We start from the raw sequence: 17,790 nt of genomic DNA, 5'->3' as shown, positions 1-17,790 counted from the left end.
ATTTAAACCAGTACGGCGTTGCCTCGCCTTGCCGTACTATTTGTACTGTCTGCGGCCTCGTCGCCTTGTCCTGATTTTTGTTAATCCACTATATGAAAAAGGTCGTCTGAAAACAAGGTTTCAATGAAATTTGTTTTTCAGACGACCTGTTGCTTCTAGTAGCAAACTCAATACGCCACATCGATACACAAATATTTCAATTCCAAATATTCGTCCGCACCGTATTTGCTGCCTTCACGTCCCAAACCGCTGCGTTTTACGCCGCCAAACGGTGCCACTTCATTACTGATTAAGCCCGTATTGATGCCGACCATGCCGTATTCCAAGGCTTCGCCAACTCGCCACTGACGGGCGGTGTCGGAAGTGAAGAGGTAGGCCGCCAAACCGTATTCCGTATCGTTGGCGGCCGCGATGACTTCGGCTTCGCTTTCAAAGCGGAACACGGGACACAACGGCCCGAAGGTTTCTTCGCGCGCCACCGCCATTTGCGCCGTTACGCCGCTTAAGACAGTCGGTTCGAAAAACGTTCCGCCCAGCGCGCTGCGTTTGCCGCCGGTCAGGCAGACCGCGCCTTTGGAGAGCGCGTCGGCGATGTGCTGCTCGACTTTTTCCACCGCTTTTTCCTCAATCAGCGGCCCTTGGTTCACGCCTTCATCCAAGCCGTTGCCCAATTTGAGCGCGGCCACTTTTTCACTTAATTTGCGGCAAAATTCGTCGTAAATGCCCGATTGAGCGTACACGCGGTTGGTGCAGACGCAGGTCTGGCCGCTGTTGCGAAACTTGCTGGCGAGCGCGCCTTCGACGGCTTTGTCCAAATCGGCATCGTCAAACACGATAAACGGCGCATTGCCGCCCAGTTCCAAACTGAGTTTTTTAATGTCCGCCGCACTGTCGGCAAAAATTTTCGCACCTATTTCAGTTGAGCCGGTAAAGCTGATTTTGCGCACGGTCGGATTCGTGGCAAATTCATTGCTGATTTCCGAAGCACTACCGCTGACAACAGGCAACAAATCCTGAGGCACACCCGCTTCGTAGGCCAGTACAGCCAACGCATACGCACTCAAAGGCGTGAGCGACGCGGGCTTGACAATCATCGCACAGCCCACCGCCAAAGCAGGTGCAGCCTTACGTGCAATCATCGCAGATGGGAAGTTCCACGGTGTAATCGCCGCAGTAACACCGATAGGCTGTTTCAACACAACCAGTTTTTGCGACGCTTTCACACTCGTCAACACATCGCCGTCAATCCGCCGCGCCTCTTCGGCAAACCAGCGCACAAACGAAGCCGCATAATCAATCTCGCCACGCGCCTCAGTCAGACTTTTTCCCTGCTCCATCGTCATGATACGCGCCAGTTCTTCTTTGTTTTCTTTAATCAAAAAATACCAACGCCACAACACATCGGCGCGCTCCAACGCAGTTTTTGCCGCCCATAATTTTTGTGCCGCCTCCGCCTTTTGAATCAGCAATTTGAGGCCGTCTGAACGAGTCGTGCGGACAAACGCCAAGGTCTCGCCCGTTGCCGGATTGCCGACTTTGATACTGTCTGGAATCGGAAGAAAAGAAATATCGGGATGGTTTAACAATGATGCAAAAGAATTCATGCCTGCCCTCGTGTGTATAGAAGTTTAATTGATGAATGAAAAGTCATTATTCCCCTTATTTGGGTAAAGCGCAAACCTATGACATAACACAACATCGATTTTCAGACCTTGCAGTTTTGTAATGGTTTGATTGCCGAAAAACACCGTGGACGTAATGTATCCGGCAGTCAGCAGGGCGGACAGATGGAGCCGAAACGCTTGAACTTGGATGATCTTTTCATAAGTAAATTTACTTATTCTTTTGATGCTTTTATTAAAGATTTGTCCAAATTGAAGACAAAATATACCATCTCTGATATTGTGTTAATGTTTCGCCAACCTTTTATCAAAAATTTATATGGAGTAAACCGATGAATAAAAATACCAAGTTAATGATTTCTGCCGTTATCGCCGCTGCCGCGCTGTCTGCATGTTCCAGCTCTTCCAAAGGAAAACCTGCCGCGCAACCTGCCCCAGCTCCGCAACAAGCAGCGCAACAAAACCAACCTTTCACTCCTCAAACTATTAAAGTGGACGCTATCGACAGCACCAAAGAAGTACACTACCGCTGCGGTCAAAACGGTCAAGACCCATTGAGCGTTATGTACGGTTTCAAAGGCAACGAACCTGTTGTAGCACAAGTGAAATACAAAAACGAACTGACACCCAACCTGTTCCGCGTCGTCGGCTCCAGCGATGATGTCAACGCCTTCTGGGGCGAAAATGTCGCATGGGTGGCCGGTCGTGCCAATTTGGGCAATATCGACAAAGTAGACGGCAATATGCTGACCGTACGCGGTAAAACGACCGTTAACGGCAAAGAAGAAGTCGTTGATCAAATCGTTGCCAAATACTGCTCCGTTGCCAACTCTCCCGCCAAAGCAGGAAAACCGGCTCCTAAAAAACCTGCCGCAAAAGCAAAACGTTAATTTCTAACTCTAACCGTAAATGGTAATTTGAGGCCGTCTGAAAATTTTCAGACGGCCTTTTTGCATTTTGTGCAGTACATTACCAAGAAAGGTATAAACGTGTCCGTTTTATATAGTGGATTAACTTTAAACCAGTACGGTGTTGCCTCGCCTTACCGTACTATCTGTACTGTCTGCGGCTTCGTCGCCTTGTCCGGATTTAAAGTTAATCCACTATACAATCGATTACCCCTTCCCTTTAAGCCAATCTTTCCCTTCCTCTATCTGAAACAAGAAAAGTGTGTTCCTTTCCATACAGTCAAAACAATACCGCCATATTCGCATCACAACTATCAAATCAACTGCCCAAAATAAAAAAGTCGTCTGAAAACCTGTTGCCAAGTTTTCAGACGACCTCTTCACATCGCAATCATAGCCATCAGACCACGACTTCTTCTTTTTTCTTCACTTCCTTCGCGATATTTTCGCGGCTCAGGCCGAACATCAGCAAGAGCGGGCTGGCGACCAATACCGAAGAGTAAATACCGAACACGATGCCGATGGTTAATGCCATTGAGAAACCGTGCAACGCTGCGCCGCCGAACACCAGCATGGAAACGACCATTGCCTCGGTCGAGCCGTGGGTGATGATGGTACGGCTCATGGTGGCGGTAATCGCATTGTCGATGACTTGCGGAACGGTGTGTCCGCGCATACTCGGTTTACGGAAGTTCTCACGAATACGGTCGAAGACGACGACGGATTCGTTTACGGAATAGCCCAATACGGCAAGGATACCCGCCAGCACGGTCAGTGAAAATTCCCATTGGAAGAAGGCGAAGCAGCCCAAAATAATCACGATGTCGTGCATATTCGCGATGATGGCGGATACGGCGAAACGCCATTCAAAGCGCATCGACAGGTAAACGATGATACCTGCTACAACAAAGCCTAATGCCATCAGACCGTTGGTCACCAGCTCTTCGCCGACCTGCGGGCCGATAAATTCGACTTGGCGCAAGGTAACGTCAGGCTGCTCTTTTTTCAGCAATTCCATAACCCGATTGGAAAGCTGCGCGGAAGTTACGCCTTCTTTGTTGGGCAGGCGGATCATGATGTGTTTGTTCGTACCCAACGCCTGAACTTGGACATCGCCCATTTTCAAGGTATCGAGTTTTTCACGGGTTTTGTTGACGTCCACGCCCTGCTGATATTGCACTTCCATCACGGTACCGCCGGTAAATTCGACGGAGAAGTTCAAACCTTTGGTGATGAGGAAGAATACGGCAGCAATAAAAGTTACCAACGAAATAAAGGTCGTCAGTTTGCCGTAGCTCATAAACGGGATGTCGCGTTTGATTTTAAAGAGTTCCATGTCTTACTCCTTGCCAGCCGCTGTTTCGGCTTTAGGTTTCCATACTGCGCCGATGGAAATGTTCTGCAATTTGCGGCGGCGTCCGTACCAAAGATTCACTAAGGCGCGGAAGACGACGACGGATGAGTACATCGAAGTCAGGATACCCAGACAGTGTACGACGGCAAAACCGCGGACCGGGCCGGAACCGAATACCAAGAGGGCGATACCGGCAATCAGCGAGGTCAGGTTGGAGTCGACGATGGTTGCCCATGCGTGTTGGAAACCGAGGTTGATTGCCTGTTGCGGCGGCACGCCTTCGCGCAACTCTTCGCGGATACGTTCGTTAATCAATACGTTGGAGTCAATCGCCATACCCAGTGTCAACGCCAATGCGGCAATACCGGGCAGCGTAAGCGTTGCCTGCATGGCAGACAAAATACCGACTAAGAACAAGATGTTGGTACTCAGGGCGATGGTCGAGAAGAAACCCATCAGGCGGTAGTAAACCACCATGAACAAAGCAACGGCGGCAAAGCCCCATAAGGTCGAATGGAAACCTTTTTCAATATTTTCTTTACCCAAAGACGGACCAATGGTGCGCTCTTCCACGATTTGCATCGGTGCGGCGAGAGAACCGGCACGCAGCAACAAGGAAGTATCATTGGCTTCCGCCTGCGTCATGCTGCCGGAAATTTCCACGCGCCCGCCGGTAATAGCGGAACGGATAACCGGTGCGGTAACCACTTCGGACTTGCCTTGGTCGATCAACACCATCGCCATGCGTTTGCCGACGTTGGCGGCGGTCAATTCGCCGAAAATACTGCCGCCTGCGCTATCCAAGCTCAGACTGACGGCAGGCGCACCCATTTGGTCGAAACTGGGTTGCGCGTCATTGATATTGTCACCGGTCAATTCAACCTGTTTGTTAATCAGCAAGGTTTCAGGATGATCGCCACCACTGGACAACAGCTCGAAACCGCTCGGAACATTACCTTCCAAAGCTCCGCGCACTTTGACAGGGTCGTCTTCCACCATGCGCACTTCCAAAGTCGCGGTACGGCCAATGATGTCTTTTGCTTTGGCTGTATCTTGTACACCCGGCAGCTGAACAACAATTCGGTCAAGACCGGATTGCTGGATGACAGGTTCAGCCACGCCCAACTCATTGACACGGTTATGCAAGGTGGTGATGTTTTGTTTCACCGCATCGGATCGTACTTTGTTAATCGCTTCTTCGGATAATGTCAGCGTGATGTTATTGCCGTCGGCATTTAAATTTGCCTCAGGGAAAAGCTGACGCAGCTTAGGCATGGCTTTTTGTACGTCGGCAGCGTCCTGCATCGGGACAATCAGACCGTTTTCAATCTGACGGACGGTACCGGTGCGGATTTTTTCACGGCGCATTTCGCGGCGGATGTCGCCCGAATAACGTTCAAACGTTTTCTGCATCGCAGCTTTCATGTCCACCTGCATGGTGAAATGCACACCGCCGCGCAAGTCCAAGCCTAAGAACATCGGATTGGCGCCGATTTTTGCCATCCATTCGGGGCTGTCTGCCAGCAGGTTGAGCGCAGTAATATAGCCATCGCCCAAAGTGTTTTCTATAACGTCGCGGGCTTTAAGCTGGCTTTCGGTATCTTTGAAACGCACTTTCAGCGAGTTGTTCGCAATAAATATCCCGTCAGTCTGAATACCAGCCTGTTTCAGCGCGGCATCCACTTTGGACTGGGTCTGTTCGTTGATAACTATGGCTTGTCGGTTGGTTGATACCTGTACTGCGGGCGTTTCACCGAAAAGGTTGGGCAGCGAATACACTACGGCAACCAAAATCGAGCACGCAATCAGCAGGTATTTCCATAAAGGATAACGGTTCATGGTAAACCTTCGATTTATTATGAAGACAAACAGCCGCGCTCAGCTTTCCGAGGCGGCTCTTGGCAAAAATACCGATTACTCGGCTTTAGCGGCAATCGCGTTACGTTCCACTTCGACTTCGATTTTTGCACCCTGACCAATGTCCACAGTGAAAAACTGTTCGCCGACTTTGGTAACACGGCCTTTGAAGCCTGCTGCCAAAACCACCTTATCGCCGACTTTCAGATCGGCAAGCATGGCTTGGTGTGCTTTGAATTTCTTTTGTTGGGGACGCATGATCAGGAAGTAGAACACCACCATAATCAGCACTAAAGGGGCAAATTGGGCCACAGTTTGATTCATAATTTGTCCGTTTTCTAAGAGATTAAAATTAAGTAAAACACTGCTTGCGACAGAAAAAAGCATTGGTACAGCCGCAAAATTAAGCTATTCTAAAGGTCGTCTGAAAAATTTCCAAGCCTTTCCCTATTTATTAACCATATTTATCATGTCAGGTCGTCTGAAAATGAAGTTTCAACGACATTTAAAACCTGATTCCTTCCTACCAACGACAAGCCCCGCGCCCTTTTCCTCATGAAAAAACTCATTCGACGACTGCGTACGCGCCTACGCCGCCTCTTGGGTAAAAATGCGCGTACGGTCTGGATTTCTCATCCCGTTTTTGCGCAACACCAACCCGACGCAGGTCATCCCGACTCACCCGAACGCACTGCCGTTATCGAGGCGGAACTCAAAGGCCAGGATATTTGGCGGCATCTTCAAACTGCCGAAGCCGAAGAAATCAGCGATACCCGCCTCGCCTTGGTTCACCCGCGCAAGTACCTGCGCTCGCTCGAAGCCTGCCAGCCCCAAGCGGACAAAATCTACCGCCTCGACGACGATACCGTCATGAGCCATGGTTCGCTCAAAGCTGCCCGTTACGCCGCAGGGGCTGTCGTTCAGGCGGTAGATATGGTGATGAATAAGAAAGCATGGCACGCTTTTTGCGCCGTCCGTCCACCCGGACACCACGCGCACAGCGATAAGGCAGGCGGTTTCTGCCTATTAAACAACGTCGCCGCAGGCGTCATGCACGCCATCGCCGAATATCGACTCCAACGCATCGCTATCATCGACTTCGACGTCCATTACGGCGACGGCACAGCGGAAATCTTCAAAGATGACCCGCGCGTCCTGTTTATGAACCTTTTTGAAACCGACCTCTTCCCATTTCCCGAAACCAACCATTCCGCCAACGGCGCCAATATGTTACACCTGCCTTTCGCGTCCAACACCGGCAGCCGCGTCTTCCGCACTACCGTACGCGAAAAATGGTTGAACAAACTGACCGCATTCAAACCCGAACTGGTCTTACTGTCCGCAGGTTTCGACGGACACAAACAAGACGAAACAGGTCGTCTGAATCTGCACGAAGCCGATTTCGCCTGGTTGACACACAAAATCATCCAAGCCGCTCCAAGTTGTCCCGGCAGAATCGTTTCGGTACTGGAAGGCGGCTACACGCTCGAACCTTTGGCAAAATCCGCTGCAGCGCATATTGGTGTTCTAGCGGGATTACCCAAGGCGGATTTTGTCTTAGCCTATGAAAAACATTTGAAAAACCGCCAGGAAGAAAAAAAATCTTTAGACCGTAAACAGCCGCCTGCATCCACAAGGGTCGTCTGAAAACCCTTCCTGCCCAAACTGAAAACAAACCGCCCTTTCAGGCGGTTTGTTTTCAGTTTGAACAGACGGATACTGTTTTTTACCGCCGAATACGCCAAAGGCATTGTCACTCAAAGAACCTTTATTGCCTGGCGTCTTATTGTAACTGTAACGCCCCGCCATTTCGGCAGCCTTATCACCATAGAATCCACCTGAGATATAACCTTCGACACCGGAATTCACTTGCCGTTGAAGCTACTGCCTGAAATACCTGCGGTAAAGGCTTGTTCATCCATATATCGGTTATCACCACTATTGATTTTACCTGCGATGGTTTCAGCATCGAAATCGACATCATCGACATCGGCGGTAAACGAACCGGCAGTACGGTAGCTGTTACCTGCATCCATCCAGTTTGCTTTTTCATCCAAGTTGCGTGCACGGAAATTCAACACTTCGCCGGCATACTTGGCTGTCCCTGATGGTAGAGAGACACTCATTACCCCTTGAACATTACCCCTTGAACAAACAAGGCGAATGCCATCCGGCAACCGATATTCTTCCAGATGTTGCCGGTTTTCCTTACTGTCGTAGCCTTTGTCGGCATAGACGGTCGTACCTTCGGCAATGCCTTCCAACAAAGGGGACAGATGGTTGCACTCATGGGTATTGGCAGGAGTGATGTGCAGTTTCTCGATATAGCCTTCCTCATCGGTACGGGTATGTTGTTTGTAACTGAGTTTGCAGAGGCCGTTTTTCTTTGTCCGGCGGGTATCTTTGTCCTTGTTCGGTGTGGTTTGACCGCTGACTTGTCCTTCTTCATCGACTTCTATGGCCTGACGCTGTTTGCTGCCGGCAGTCTGAATAATGGTGGCGTCAATGACGGCGGCGGATGCTTTCTCTACTTTTAGGTTTTTTTTCGGCCAGTTGTCGGTTAATCAGTTCCGGCAATTCGGACAGGGTGTCGTCTTGCGCCAGCCGGTTGCGGTAGCGGCATAAGGTGCTGTAATCGGGGATGCTCAGTTCGTCAAAACGGCAAAACAGGTTGAAATCGATGCGGGTGATGAGGCTGTGTTCGAGTTCGGGATCGGAGAGGCTGTGCCATTCCGGGCAGGACGGCTTTGAACATGGACAACAGGAGATAGGCGGGACGGCCGCGGTGGTCTCTAAGGTAACGGGTTCTTTGACGTTTCAAGTACTGTTCGATCGGCTGCCAATCAATCACCTGTTCCAACTTCAATAGTGGGAAGCGGTCAATGTGTTTGGCGATCATGGCTTGTGCGGTTTGCCGGAAGAAGGTGCTCATGGAAAATTCCCTAAATGGCTTGGTGGGAATTTAGGGGATTTGGGGAGAATTTTGCAAAGGTCTCCCGCTGTAAAAATGCAGCAAACTTGAATCTTTCCCCGCCACGGCGTAACCTTACGCCTTTATCCGATTACCGACGGGAGCCGACAACATGACCGAACCTAAAAACACCCAACCTTCCCTGCCCGAAGACGAACGTAAAAATCCCGTTTACCGATTAGGGCAGGCCGTTGCAGGATTTATGCTGATCGTTTGGGCAGGCGTGTTGGCATTGGTTTTTTATTTGGTTTTCCGCTTTTGGTTCAGCTGACAGACAACAAGCCGCCATCGTTTCTTTAAGTGTATCCTTCCCAAAACAGAAAACCGTCTGCCGATAGATTTCGAAACATATCGCCCAATAACCCATCTGCAATTTATCTTGGTACGCTATAAACTGCCTCATGCCAAACACAAAGGTCGTCTGAAAAATTTTCAGACGACCTTTTGTCAAACTCTCAACAAATAACCATATACACTTATGATATAATGATAGCCTTTCTCATCTGTAAACTTGGAAATTATTTTTATGGAAACACTGCAACCTCCCCAGCACCCTATCACCCCCCAAAACTCCGTCAACGAACCCAAACGTCTACGCGCAGGCGAAGGAGTAAGCTGGTTTACCGACTCATGGCGTATTTTCAGTAAAAACAAATTCAAATGGATGGGCGCAATTATTTTAGTCAGCCTTATTCCGCTCTTTGTAGGTTTTCTATTCGGTTTGCTAGGCGTTGAAAGCCCGCCCGCTGATTTCAATGATTTCACCTCAACCATAATAATCCGAGAATTGCTCTTCAATCTGTTTTTCTATTGGGTAGGCTTTTGTTTCCTCGGTGGCATCGTGCTGCTTGCAGCCCAAACCGCGCAAGGTAAGAATTTCAACTTCGGCTCTCTGTTTGCCGGATTTTCGATTAAAAAAAGCGGAGCATTCCTGATTCTTTTACTGCTGAGTATCGTCGTATGCCTGCTTTTAGCTTTGGCCGTTGTTATTCCTTTCGGCATGTTAGCCAACGGAAATTTCTTAAGGGCAGACTTTATGCCGGCCTTTCCGATTTTATTTATTATCCTGTTGGTTATTATCGCCATTTACTCCATGATGTTTTGGCTGGCTCCCGCCTTTATCATGTTGGAGGATATGAACCCTGTTGCCGCCATTAAGGCCAGCTTCAATGCCTGTCGCCGCAATATCCCCGCCCTGCTGGTATACGGCTTAATTTGGCTGGGTATCAGTATCGCGTTTTGCTTCATATTTATGACAGTCATGATTTCCGCATTTGCAACAGAAGCATCAATACAGCAATCAACCGCGCTCTCCGGCCCTTTCCTTATTTTGTTCTTCATCTTCTTATTGATTACTTACCTGGTTCTCTACCCCGTAGCAATGATCGGCATATACACCGCCTATCGCAGTATTTTCCCCCAAGGTCGTCTGAACAAATACTAATCTTTCAGTAGAAGATGATTATTTCTTCTCAAAGTCGTCTGAAACCTATTTTCAGACGACTTTTTCAATTCGATGTTACCAGCCATGCAACAAAACCTATGCCATACAAACCTTGCCCCGCCTAAATTTGACACCCGCCCTCCGACTGCCTACAATTCAGGTTTCTCAAAAATCACCGTACATTCCGTACACCATTCTTTTCAGACGACCTCTGTCTTCCGAATCCCATTCTTTTCCAATACAACTGTCAAAAATCATGCACGTTTCAGAACTACAAACCCTACACATTTCCAAACTCTTGGAAATGGCAGAAGAACACGGCATTGAAAACGCCAACCGTTTCCGCAAACAAGACCTCGTATTCGCCATCGTCCGCCAAATGATGAAGCAGGGCGAAAGCTTCACCTGCTCCGGCACGCTCGAAATCCTGCCCGACGGCTTCGGCTTTTTACGCAGCGCAGACACTTCCTACCTCGCAGGTCCCGACGACATCTACGTCTCACCCACGCAAATCCGCCGCTTCAACCTGCATACGGGCGACACCATCGAAGGCAGCGTGCGCGTACCCAAAGACAACGAACGCTATTTCGCCCTTGTCCGTCTCGACAGCATCAACGGCGATCATCCCGAAGTCTGCAAACACAAAATCCTCTTCGAAAACCTCACCCCGCTTTTCCCCACCAAGCAATTCAAACTTGAGCGCGACATTAAAGCCGAAGAAAACCTTACCGGCCGCGCCATTGATTTAGTTTCCCCCATCGGCCGCGGACAACGCGCCCTTTTGGTTGCGCCGCCGAAAACCGGTAAGACCGTGATGCTGCAAAACATCGCCCACGCGATTACCGCCAACTATCCCGACGTCGAACTCATCGTCCTTTTGATTGACGAACGCCCCGAAGAGGTTACCGAAATGAGCCGTTCCGTACGCGGCGAAGTCGTGTCTTCTACCTTCGACGAACCGGCGCAGCGCCATGTCCAAGTGGCGGAAATGGTGATTGAAAAAGCCAAGCGCATGGTCGAACACAAAAAAGACGTGGTCATCCTGCTTGACTCGATTACCCGTCTCGCCCGCGCTTACAATACCGTTGTACCCACTTCCGGCAAAATCCTGACCGGCGGCGTAGATGCCAATGCCCTCCACCGCCCCAAACGCTTCTTCGGCGCAGCGCGCAATGTAGAAGAAGGCGGTTCGCTTACCATCATCGCCACCGCTCTGGTGGAAACCGGCAGTCGCATGGACGACGTGATTTACGAAGAATTTAAAGGCACGGGCAATATGGAACTGCACCTCGACCGCCGCATGGCGGAAAAACGCCTGTTTCCCGCCATCAACATCAACAAATCCGGCACACGCCGCGAAGAATTGTTGGTGCCGAACGACCAGTTGCAGCGCATGTGGCTCTTGCGCAAATTCCTGCATCCGATGGACGAAATTGAGGCGACCGAATTTTTGGTGGGCAAACTCAAAGACTCCAAAAACAACGACGATTTCTTCGAGCTGATGCGCGGAAAATAAAATCATCGAAGGTCGTCTGAAAACGATGGATTAAGTTTTCAGACGACCTTTCTCATTTCCGACAACCTGTCCCCTCATATCCAAACGAGAAAACCCCATGACCTGCCCCATCTGCACCGCAGACAACGAAGACATTTTGCTGCAAACCCCAAACCTGCGCGTCATCGCCGTCCACAACGAAGCCTCAGCCCCGGCATTCTGCCGCGTCATCTGGAACGACCACATCGCCGAGATGACCGACCTTTCAGCCGCCGAACGCGCCGAAATCATGGAAATGGTGTATAAAGTCGAAGCCGCCATGCGCCAGGTATTCCATCCCGCCAAAATCAACCTTGCCAGCTTGGGCAACGTTGTCCCCCATCTGCATTGGCACGTCATCGCCCGCTTTGAAAACGATGCCAACTTTCCCGCCCCGATTTGGGCAGCCCCCGTCCGCGAACACGGCATGACCCTGCCGGACAACTGGACGGAACAAGTCAAAGCCCTGCTGGCGTAACGTTCAGACGACCTCAATAGGCGTATCGGATACCGCATATCAACCGATTTTCAGACGACCCCTGCCGAAAAGGTCGTCTGAAACCCAACCAAAGGAAACCATATGACTTGGCAAACCTCCCGCCGCCATTTCCTCCGCGCCTGCTCCGCCGCAGCCGGAGCCGGACTGCTGCAAGCCTGCGGCACCGGCACTACCGTCACCCCGTCCACTCAAACCGGCAACACAGCGAAAGCCCAACCCGTGCAGCCCAAAACCAACCATCCCCCACGCTCCGGCGAAAACCTCCTCCGCGTCGTCGCCCCTTCTGGCTTTGCCGAAGACCCCAACCGCGTCAACGCAGGCTTGACCCGCCTCTATAACGCAGGTTTTACCGTGACCAACCAACAAGCAGGCAGCCGACGCTATCAACGCTTCGCCGGCTCCGACGCCCAACGTGCCGCCGACTTCCAAGAGGTCGCCACCGGCCGCGTTGAAACACCCAAAGTCCTCATGGGCTTGCGCGGCGGCTACGGCGCGGCACGCATCCTGCCGCAAATCGACTTTGCCTCACTCGGCGCCAGAATGCGCGAACGCGGCACCTTGTTCTTCGGCTTCAGCGACGTTTGCGCCGTCCAACTCGCCCTGCTCGCCAAAGGCAATATGGCAAGCTTCGCCGGCCCTATGGTTTACAGCGAATTCGGCAAACCCGAACCCAGCGTCTTCACCATGGATTCGTTCATACGCGGCACCACCAACAACGTCAACATTATCGACGTTCCCGCCATCCAACGCGCCAACGTTAACGTCGAAGGTACTTTGTGGGGCGGCAACCTCAGCGTCCTAGCCTCCCTCGCAGGCTCGCCCTATATGCCCGACATCCAAGGCGGCATCCTGTTCGTCGAAGACGTCAGCGAGCAACCCTACCGCATCGAACGCATGTTGAACACGCTTTATCTTGCAGGCATCCTGCAAAAACAACGCGCCATCATCTTCGGCGACTTCCGCATGGGCACCATCCGCGACGTATACGACTCAAGCTACGACTTCTCAGCCGTCGTCAACCACGTCTCACGCACCGCCAAAGTCCCCGTCCTGACAGGCTTCCCCTTCGGACACATTACCAATAAAAGCACCTTCCCATTAGGCGCACATGCCAAAATCCACAGTACAACCAACGGCGGCTACACCGTAACCTTCAGCGGCTACCCTACCCTGAACCCCGCAGCCCTAACCCTCAACAACCTGCTGCCCCCGCCTATGCCTACCTTTGACAGCGCTACTTACAGCCCTATAATTGAAGAAATTACCGAATAAACAAGATGCCGATCCAAGAGAAGGTCGTCTGAAAAGCTTTCAGACGACCTTTTTTATCCCCTAATCATTGAACCGATTAATGTTTTTTTGTACAATCCCCGCCATCTCAACCATTCCTCAGGCCGTCGGAAAAGCGGCCTGAACCTTTTTGCAAAGAAAGCCCATGTCCCAAGAAATCCTCAACCAAGTGCGCCGCCGCCGCACGTTTGCCATCATCTCCCACCCTGATGCGGGTAAAACCACGCTGACCGAAAAACTGTTGCTGTTTTCAGGCGCGATTCAGAGCGCGGGTACGGTAAAAGGCAAGAAAACCGGCAAATTCGCCACCTCCGACTGGATGGAAATCGAGAAGCAGCGCGGCATTTCCGTGGCTTCCAGCGTGATGCAGTTCGACTATAAAGACCACACCGTCAATCTCTTGGACACGCCGGGACACCAAGACTTCTCCGAAGACACCTACCGCGTTTTGACCGCCGTGGACAGCGCCTTGATGGTCATCGACGCGGCAAAAGGCGTGGAAGCGCAAACCATCAAACTCTTGAACGTCTGCCGCCTGCGCAATACGCCGATTGTCACGTTCATGAACAAATACGACCGCGAAGTGCGCGACTCTTTGGAATTGCTGGACGAAGTGGAAAACATTTTAAAAATCCGCTGTGCGCCCGTCACTTGGCCGATCGGCATGGGCAAAAACTTCAAAGGCGTGTACCACATCCTGAACGACGAAATCTATCTCTTTGAAGCCGGCGGCGAACGCCTGCCGCACGAGTTCGACATCATTAAAGGCATCAACAATCCCGAACTGGAACAACGCTTTCCGCTGGAAATCCAGCAGTTGCGCGACGAAATCGAATTGGTGCAGGCGGCTTCCAACGAGTTCAATCTCGACGAATTTCTCGCCGGTGAACTCACGCCCGTGTTCTTCGGCTCGGCGATTAACAACTTCGGTATTCAGGAAATCCTCAATTCATTGATTGACTGGGCGCCCGCTCCGAAACCGCGCGACGCGACCGTGCGCATGGTCGAGCCTAACGAGCCGAAATTCTCCGGATTTATCTTTAAAATCCAAGCCAATATGGACCCGAAACACCGCGACCGCATCGCCTTCTTGCGCGTCTGCTCCGGCAAATTCGAGCGCGGCATGAAGATGAAACACCTGCGCATCAACCGCGAAATCGCCGCGTCCAGCGTGGTAACGTTCATGTCGCACGACCGCGAGCTGGTGGAAGAAGCCTACGCAGGCGACATCATCGGCATCCCGAACCACGGCAACATCCAAATCGGCGACAGTTTCTCCGAAGGCGAACAACTGGCATTCACCGGCATCCCCTTCTTCGCACCCGAACTGTTCCGCAGCGTCCGCATCAAAAACCCGCTGAAAATCAAGCAACTGCAAAAAGGTTTGCAACAGCTCGGCGAAGAAGGCGCGGTGCAGGTGTTCAAACCCATGAGCGGCGCGGATTTGATTTTGGGCGCAGTCGGCGTGCTGCAATTTGAAGTCGTTACCTCGCGCCTCGCCAACGAATACGGCGTAGAAGCCGTGTTCGACAACGCATCCATCTGGTCGGCACGCTGGGTATCGTGCGACGACAAGAAAAAGCTGGCAGAGTTTGAAAAAGCCAATGCGGGCAACCTCGCCATCGACGCAGGCGGCAACCTCGCCTACCTCGCCCCCAACCGCGTGAATTTGGGACTCACGCAAGAACGCTGGCCGGACATCGTGTTCCACGAAACGCGCGAGCATTCGGTGAAATTGTAATAGATTAAAAAGGTCGTCTGAAAACCGTTTCAGACGACCTTTCCTTATATTGCTGCGACGTTTAGCGCATAATCCGCGCCAACCCCGGCAAAAAATATTCCGTCAGTTCCAACACCTCGCCATCCCAATCGAAATAAGACCTGCGGGCGGCGACAGGTCGTCTGAAATCATCCTGTCCGCCTGCGTTTTCCATCAGGCAAAACTCGAATGCCGAACGCTTCAAGGGCAGCGTGCCGTCAAACAGCCGCTCGCCCAAAGGCTGCGTGCCGCAATCCAACACGCCGCGCCAGGCTTGCGATTGCGGGCTGCACGCGCTGCGCGCCTGTACGACGGGAACGCCGTCCAGATGCAGCAAAACGTCGCGGACGAATTGCGGGGCGGCGGTTTCGGCATGGTTTTCGCCAGATGAATTACCCAGCCCGTCTAGTTCACCCATATACAGTACTTTTACCGTAAAACTGCCGCCCAAGGCGCGTAAGGCGGCGGTCAGCGATTGCGCTTGGCACAAGGCGGCAGCGCGTTCGTTCCAGCCTTGCGGCAGTTCTTCGGGAAGTTTGTCTTGCCAATTCAAAGGGGGATTCATGGTGTTTAGATTGATGGATTTCATGTTTTAATCATTTTCAGACGACCTTTCGTCCGTCTCCACCTTATCCAACTCCATCCACTCCGCATCGGGAAAATCTTTTTTCAGACGACCCTTTAGATATGCCAAGCTGTCTTGGGCGATGTGTTTGTCACGGCTGTCGTGGATGTGGTTGAAAATCAGGCTATGCAGGCTGATGCCGTATTGCTTGAGTGCGGCGAAGCTGAGCAGGGTGTGGTTAATACTGCCGAGCCGTCCGCTGGTAACGAGAATGACGGGATAATCCTGTTGCTGAATATAATCAATGGTCAACAGGTTTTCCATCAGTGGAACCATCAATCCGCCCGCGCCTTCGACCAAGACGATTTCGTATTGTGCCGCCAGTTGCTGCGTGGCGTTGCGGATTTTGTCCAAGTCCAAAGCCCTACCGTCCAGACGGGCGGCGAGATGCGGCGAAGCGGGATAGCTGAAGATTTCGGGCATGGTCAGCTTTTGCTTGTCGGCTTCCTGCATGGGTATGCCCATGATTTTGCGGTGGACGGCGATGTCGTCGGCGATGTTTTGGCAACCGGTTTGCACGGGCTTTTGCGTGATCACGCTTTTGCCCTGCTGCAACAATTGTTTTGCCAACACGCCGGTGGCGACGGTTTTGCCGATGTCCGTGTCTATGCCGCTGACGAAGTAAACGCCTTTCATTTGCTGTGTTCCTTCAAGATTTGTACGGTTTTGTCGGCAAGTTCGGTCAAGAGGTCGTCTGAAATGATGTAAGGCGGCATGAGGTACACCAGCCTGCCGAATGGGCGCACCCAAATGCCCTGCGCCACGCAGCCCGCTTGAAAACGCGCCATATCCACGCCTTTTTCCAGCTCAATCACGCCGATGGCACCCAAAACGCGCACGTCTTTCACGCCGCGAATGTCCCATGCGGTTTTCAGACGACCTTTCAGGATGCTTTCGATGCGGCGGATATTTGCCTGCCAATCTTGGGACAAAAGCAGCTTGACCGAAGCGCAGGCAACGGCACACGCCAGCGGGTTCGCCATAAATGTCGGCCCGTGCATAAACACGCCCGCTTCGCCGCGCGAAATCGTTTCGGTGACTTTTTGCGAAGTGATTGCCGCCGCCAGCGTCATATAGCCGCCGCTCAAGCCCTTGCCGATACACATAATATCCGGCACGACCTCCGCGTGTTCGCAGGCAAACATCTTGCCCGTGCGCCCGAACCCGGTGGCGATTTCGTCAAAAATCAACACGATATCAAATTCGTCGCACAAATCGCGCAACCCGCGAAGATACTGCGGATGATAAAAATACATGCCGCCCGCGCCCTGCACGACCGGCTCTAAAATAAAGGCGGCGATATCCGCATGATGCGCTTCAAACAAGGCGCGGACAGGCTGCAAATCCGCCCCGTCCCATTCATCGTTAAAACGGCTTTGCGGATTATCGACAAAATAACGCTGCGGCAGAGCGCTGCCGAAAATATGGTGCATCCCCGTTTCCGGATCGCAGACGGACATCGCGTTCCAAGTATCGCCGTGATACCCGCGCCGCACCGTCGCAATATTCTGCTTCGCCGTCAAACCCCGCGCCTGCTGGTATTGCACCGCCATCTTCAGCGCAACTTCCACCGAAACCGAACCCGAGTCCGCATAAAAAATACGGTCCAGTCCCTGCGGCAAAATCCCGACCAATAATTTGCCCAGCTTCACCGCCGGCCCGTGCGTCAAACCGCCGAACATCACATGCGATATTTGTTTAATCTGCGCCTCAACCGCCTGATTCAAAACGGGATGATTGTAGCCGTGTATCGCACACCACCAAGACGACATCCCGTCAATCAGCCGCGTACCGTCCGCCAATTCGATATGCACGCCCTCCGCACGGCGCACCGGATAAACAGGCAACGGATCGGTCATGGACGTATAGGGATGGAGCAGATGGGCGCGGTCGAAATCGAGCAGGGAGGAATTTTCGGAAATCATAG

The 17,790-nt window shown here is 51.9% G+C and carries 17 protein-coding genes and 1 pseudogene; 8 read left to right on the top strand and 10 right to left on the bottom strand.

All coding sequences use genetic code 11. From position 1 onward, the window contains the following. Positions 1–167 precede the first annotated feature (167 nt). A complete protein-coding gene (locus RSJ68_01095) occupies positions 168–1,604 on the bottom strand; it encodes an NAD-dependent succinate-semialdehyde dehydrogenase (protein WNU97390.1) in 1,437 nt (478 codons plus the stop codon). Positions 1,605–1,954: 350 nt separating this feature from the next. Between RSJ68_01095 and RSJ68_01090 the strand changes: the two genes are divergently transcribed. After that, the gene (locus RSJ68_01090) at positions 1,955–2,512 is read left to right on the top strand and encodes a hypothetical protein (protein WNU97389.1); all 558 of its coding nucleotides are present in this window, start codon (positions 1,955–1,957) and stop codon (positions 2,510–2,512) included. A gap of 418 nt (positions 2,513–2,930) precedes the next feature. Here the strand turns inward: RSJ68_01090 and secF are convergent, their stop codons facing one another. The 3 genes from secF to yajC all read right to left on the bottom strand — a co-directional run bounded on the left by secF (position 2,931) and on the right by yajC (position 6,065). Further along, the gene (gene secF, locus RSJ68_01085) at positions 2,931–3,866 is read right to left on the bottom strand and encodes a protein translocase subunit SecF (GenBank protein ID WNU97388.1); all 936 of its coding nucleotides are present in this window, start codon (positions 3,864–3,866) and stop codon (positions 2,931–2,933) included. Between the two features lie 3 nt (positions 3,867–3,869). Further along, a complete protein-coding gene (secD, locus tag RSJ68_01080) occupies positions 3,870–5,723 on the bottom strand; it encodes a protein translocase subunit SecD (protein WNU97387.1) in 1,854 nt (617 codons plus the stop codon). A 75-nt stretch (positions 5,724–5,798) separates the two neighbouring features. Further along, entirely contained in the window at positions 5,799–6,065 is a 267-nt protein-coding gene (gene yajC / locus RSJ68_01075; protein ID WNU97386.1) for a preprotein translocase subunit YajC, read from the bottom strand. A 231-nt stretch (positions 6,066–6,296) separates the two neighbouring features. Here yajC and RSJ68_01070 point away from each other — a divergent pair, with 231 nt between their 5' ends. Beyond that, positions 6,297–7,388, top strand: coding sequence for a histone deacetylase family protein (locus RSJ68_01070; protein WNU97385.1), 1,092 nt, complete (start codon positions 6,297–6,299; stop codon positions 7,386–7,388). On the opposite strand, the gene RSJ68_01065 is transcribed toward RSJ68_01070, so the two are convergent. The 3 genes and pseudogenes from RSJ68_01065 to RSJ68_01055 form a co-directional block, all read right to left on the bottom strand. After that, on the bottom strand, positions 7,347–7,550 hold the full coding sequence (locus RSJ68_01065; protein ID WNU98326.1) for a hypothetical protein: 204 nt from the start codon (positions 7,548–7,550) through the stop codon (positions 7,347–7,349). The genes RSJ68_01070 and RSJ68_01065 overlap by 42 nt on opposite strands. A gap of 56 nt (positions 7,551–7,606) precedes the next feature. Next, positions 7,607–7,867, bottom strand: a complete 261-nt coding sequence (locus tag RSJ68_01060) for a transferrin-binding protein-like solute binding protein (GenBank protein WNU98325.1) — start codon at positions 7,865–7,867, stop codon at positions 7,607–7,609. Between the two features lie 36 nt (positions 7,868–7,903). Beyond that, positions 7,904–8,673 (bottom strand): annotated as a pseudogene (locus RSJ68_01055) (IS5 family transposase). A gap of 151 nt (positions 8,674–8,824) precedes the next feature. On the opposite strand from RSJ68_01055, the gene RSJ68_01050 reads away from it, so the two are divergent. The 6 genes from RSJ68_01050 to RSJ68_01025 all read left to right on the top strand — a co-directional run bounded on the left by RSJ68_01050 (position 8,825) and on the right by RSJ68_01025 (position 15,220). Continuing rightward, on the top strand, positions 8,825–8,983 hold the full coding sequence (locus tag RSJ68_01050; protein WNU97384.1) for a hypothetical protein: 159 nt from the start codon (positions 8,825–8,827) through the stop codon (positions 8,981–8,983). A 255-nt stretch (positions 8,984–9,238) separates the two neighbouring features. Continuing rightward, entirely contained in the window at positions 9,239–10,156 is a 918-nt protein-coding gene (locus tag RSJ68_01045; GenBank protein WNU97383.1) for a BPSS1780 family membrane protein, read from the top strand. Positions 10,157–10,412: 256 nt separating this feature from the next. Then, a complete protein-coding gene (gene rho, locus RSJ68_01040; protein WNU97382.1) occupies positions 10,413–11,672 on the top strand; it encodes a transcription termination factor Rho in 1,260 nt (419 codons plus the stop codon). 97 nt (positions 11,673–11,769) lie between these two features. Beyond that, positions 11,770–12,168 (top strand): HIT domain-containing protein, encoded by a 399-nt coding sequence (locus RSJ68_01035; GenBank protein WNU97381.1) that lies wholly within the window; start codon positions 11,770–11,772, stop codon positions 12,166–12,168. A 102-nt stretch (positions 12,169–12,270) separates the two neighbouring features. Further along, positions 12,271–13,461: an LD-carboxypeptidase gene (locus RSJ68_01030; protein ID WNU97380.1), complete on the top strand. Its 1,191-nt coding sequence runs from the start codon at positions 12,271–12,273 to the stop codon at positions 13,459–13,461. Positions 13,462–13,624: 163 nt separating this feature from the next. Continuing rightward, complete coding sequence (locus RSJ68_01025; GenBank protein WNU97379.1) at positions 13,625–15,220, top strand: peptide chain release factor 3; 1,596 nt, start codon at positions 13,625–13,627, stop codon at positions 15,218–15,220. A 61-nt stretch (positions 15,221–15,281) separates the two neighbouring features. Here the strand turns inward: RSJ68_01025 and RSJ68_01020 are convergent, their stop codons facing one another. Genes RSJ68_01020 through bioA form a run of 3 tightly spaced genes read right to left on the bottom strand, consistent with a single transcriptional unit; the run spans position 15,282 to position 17,788 of the window. Further along, the gene (locus tag RSJ68_01020) at positions 15,282–15,827 is read right to left on the bottom strand and encodes a chorismate lyase (GenBank protein WNU97378.1); all 546 of its coding nucleotides are present in this window, start codon (positions 15,825–15,827) and stop codon (positions 15,282–15,284) included. A gap of 3 nt (positions 15,828–15,830) precedes the next feature. Further along, positions 15,831–16,499, bottom strand: a complete 669-nt coding sequence (gene bioD, locus RSJ68_01015) for a dethiobiotin synthase (GenBank protein ID WNU97377.1) — start codon at positions 16,497–16,499, stop codon at positions 15,831–15,833. Continuing rightward, complete coding sequence (gene bioA / locus RSJ68_01010; protein ID WNU97376.1) at positions 16,496–17,788, bottom strand: adenosylmethionine--8-amino-7-oxononanoate transaminase; 1,293 nt, start codon at positions 17,786–17,788, stop codon at positions 16,496–16,498. Before bioA ends, bioD begins: the two co-directional genes overlap by 4 nt. Between the last annotated feature and the right edge of the window lie 2 nt (positions 17,789–17,790).

Origin of the sequence: Neisseria sp. DTU_2020_1000833_1_SI_GRL_NUU_006, from assembly GCA_032388755.1 — a bacterium.
Lineage (GTDB): Bacteria > Pseudomonadota > Gammaproteobacteria > Burkholderiales > Neisseriaceae > Neisseria > Neisseria sicca_C.
This window is presented reverse-complemented; position numbering and strand designations above follow the sequence as displayed.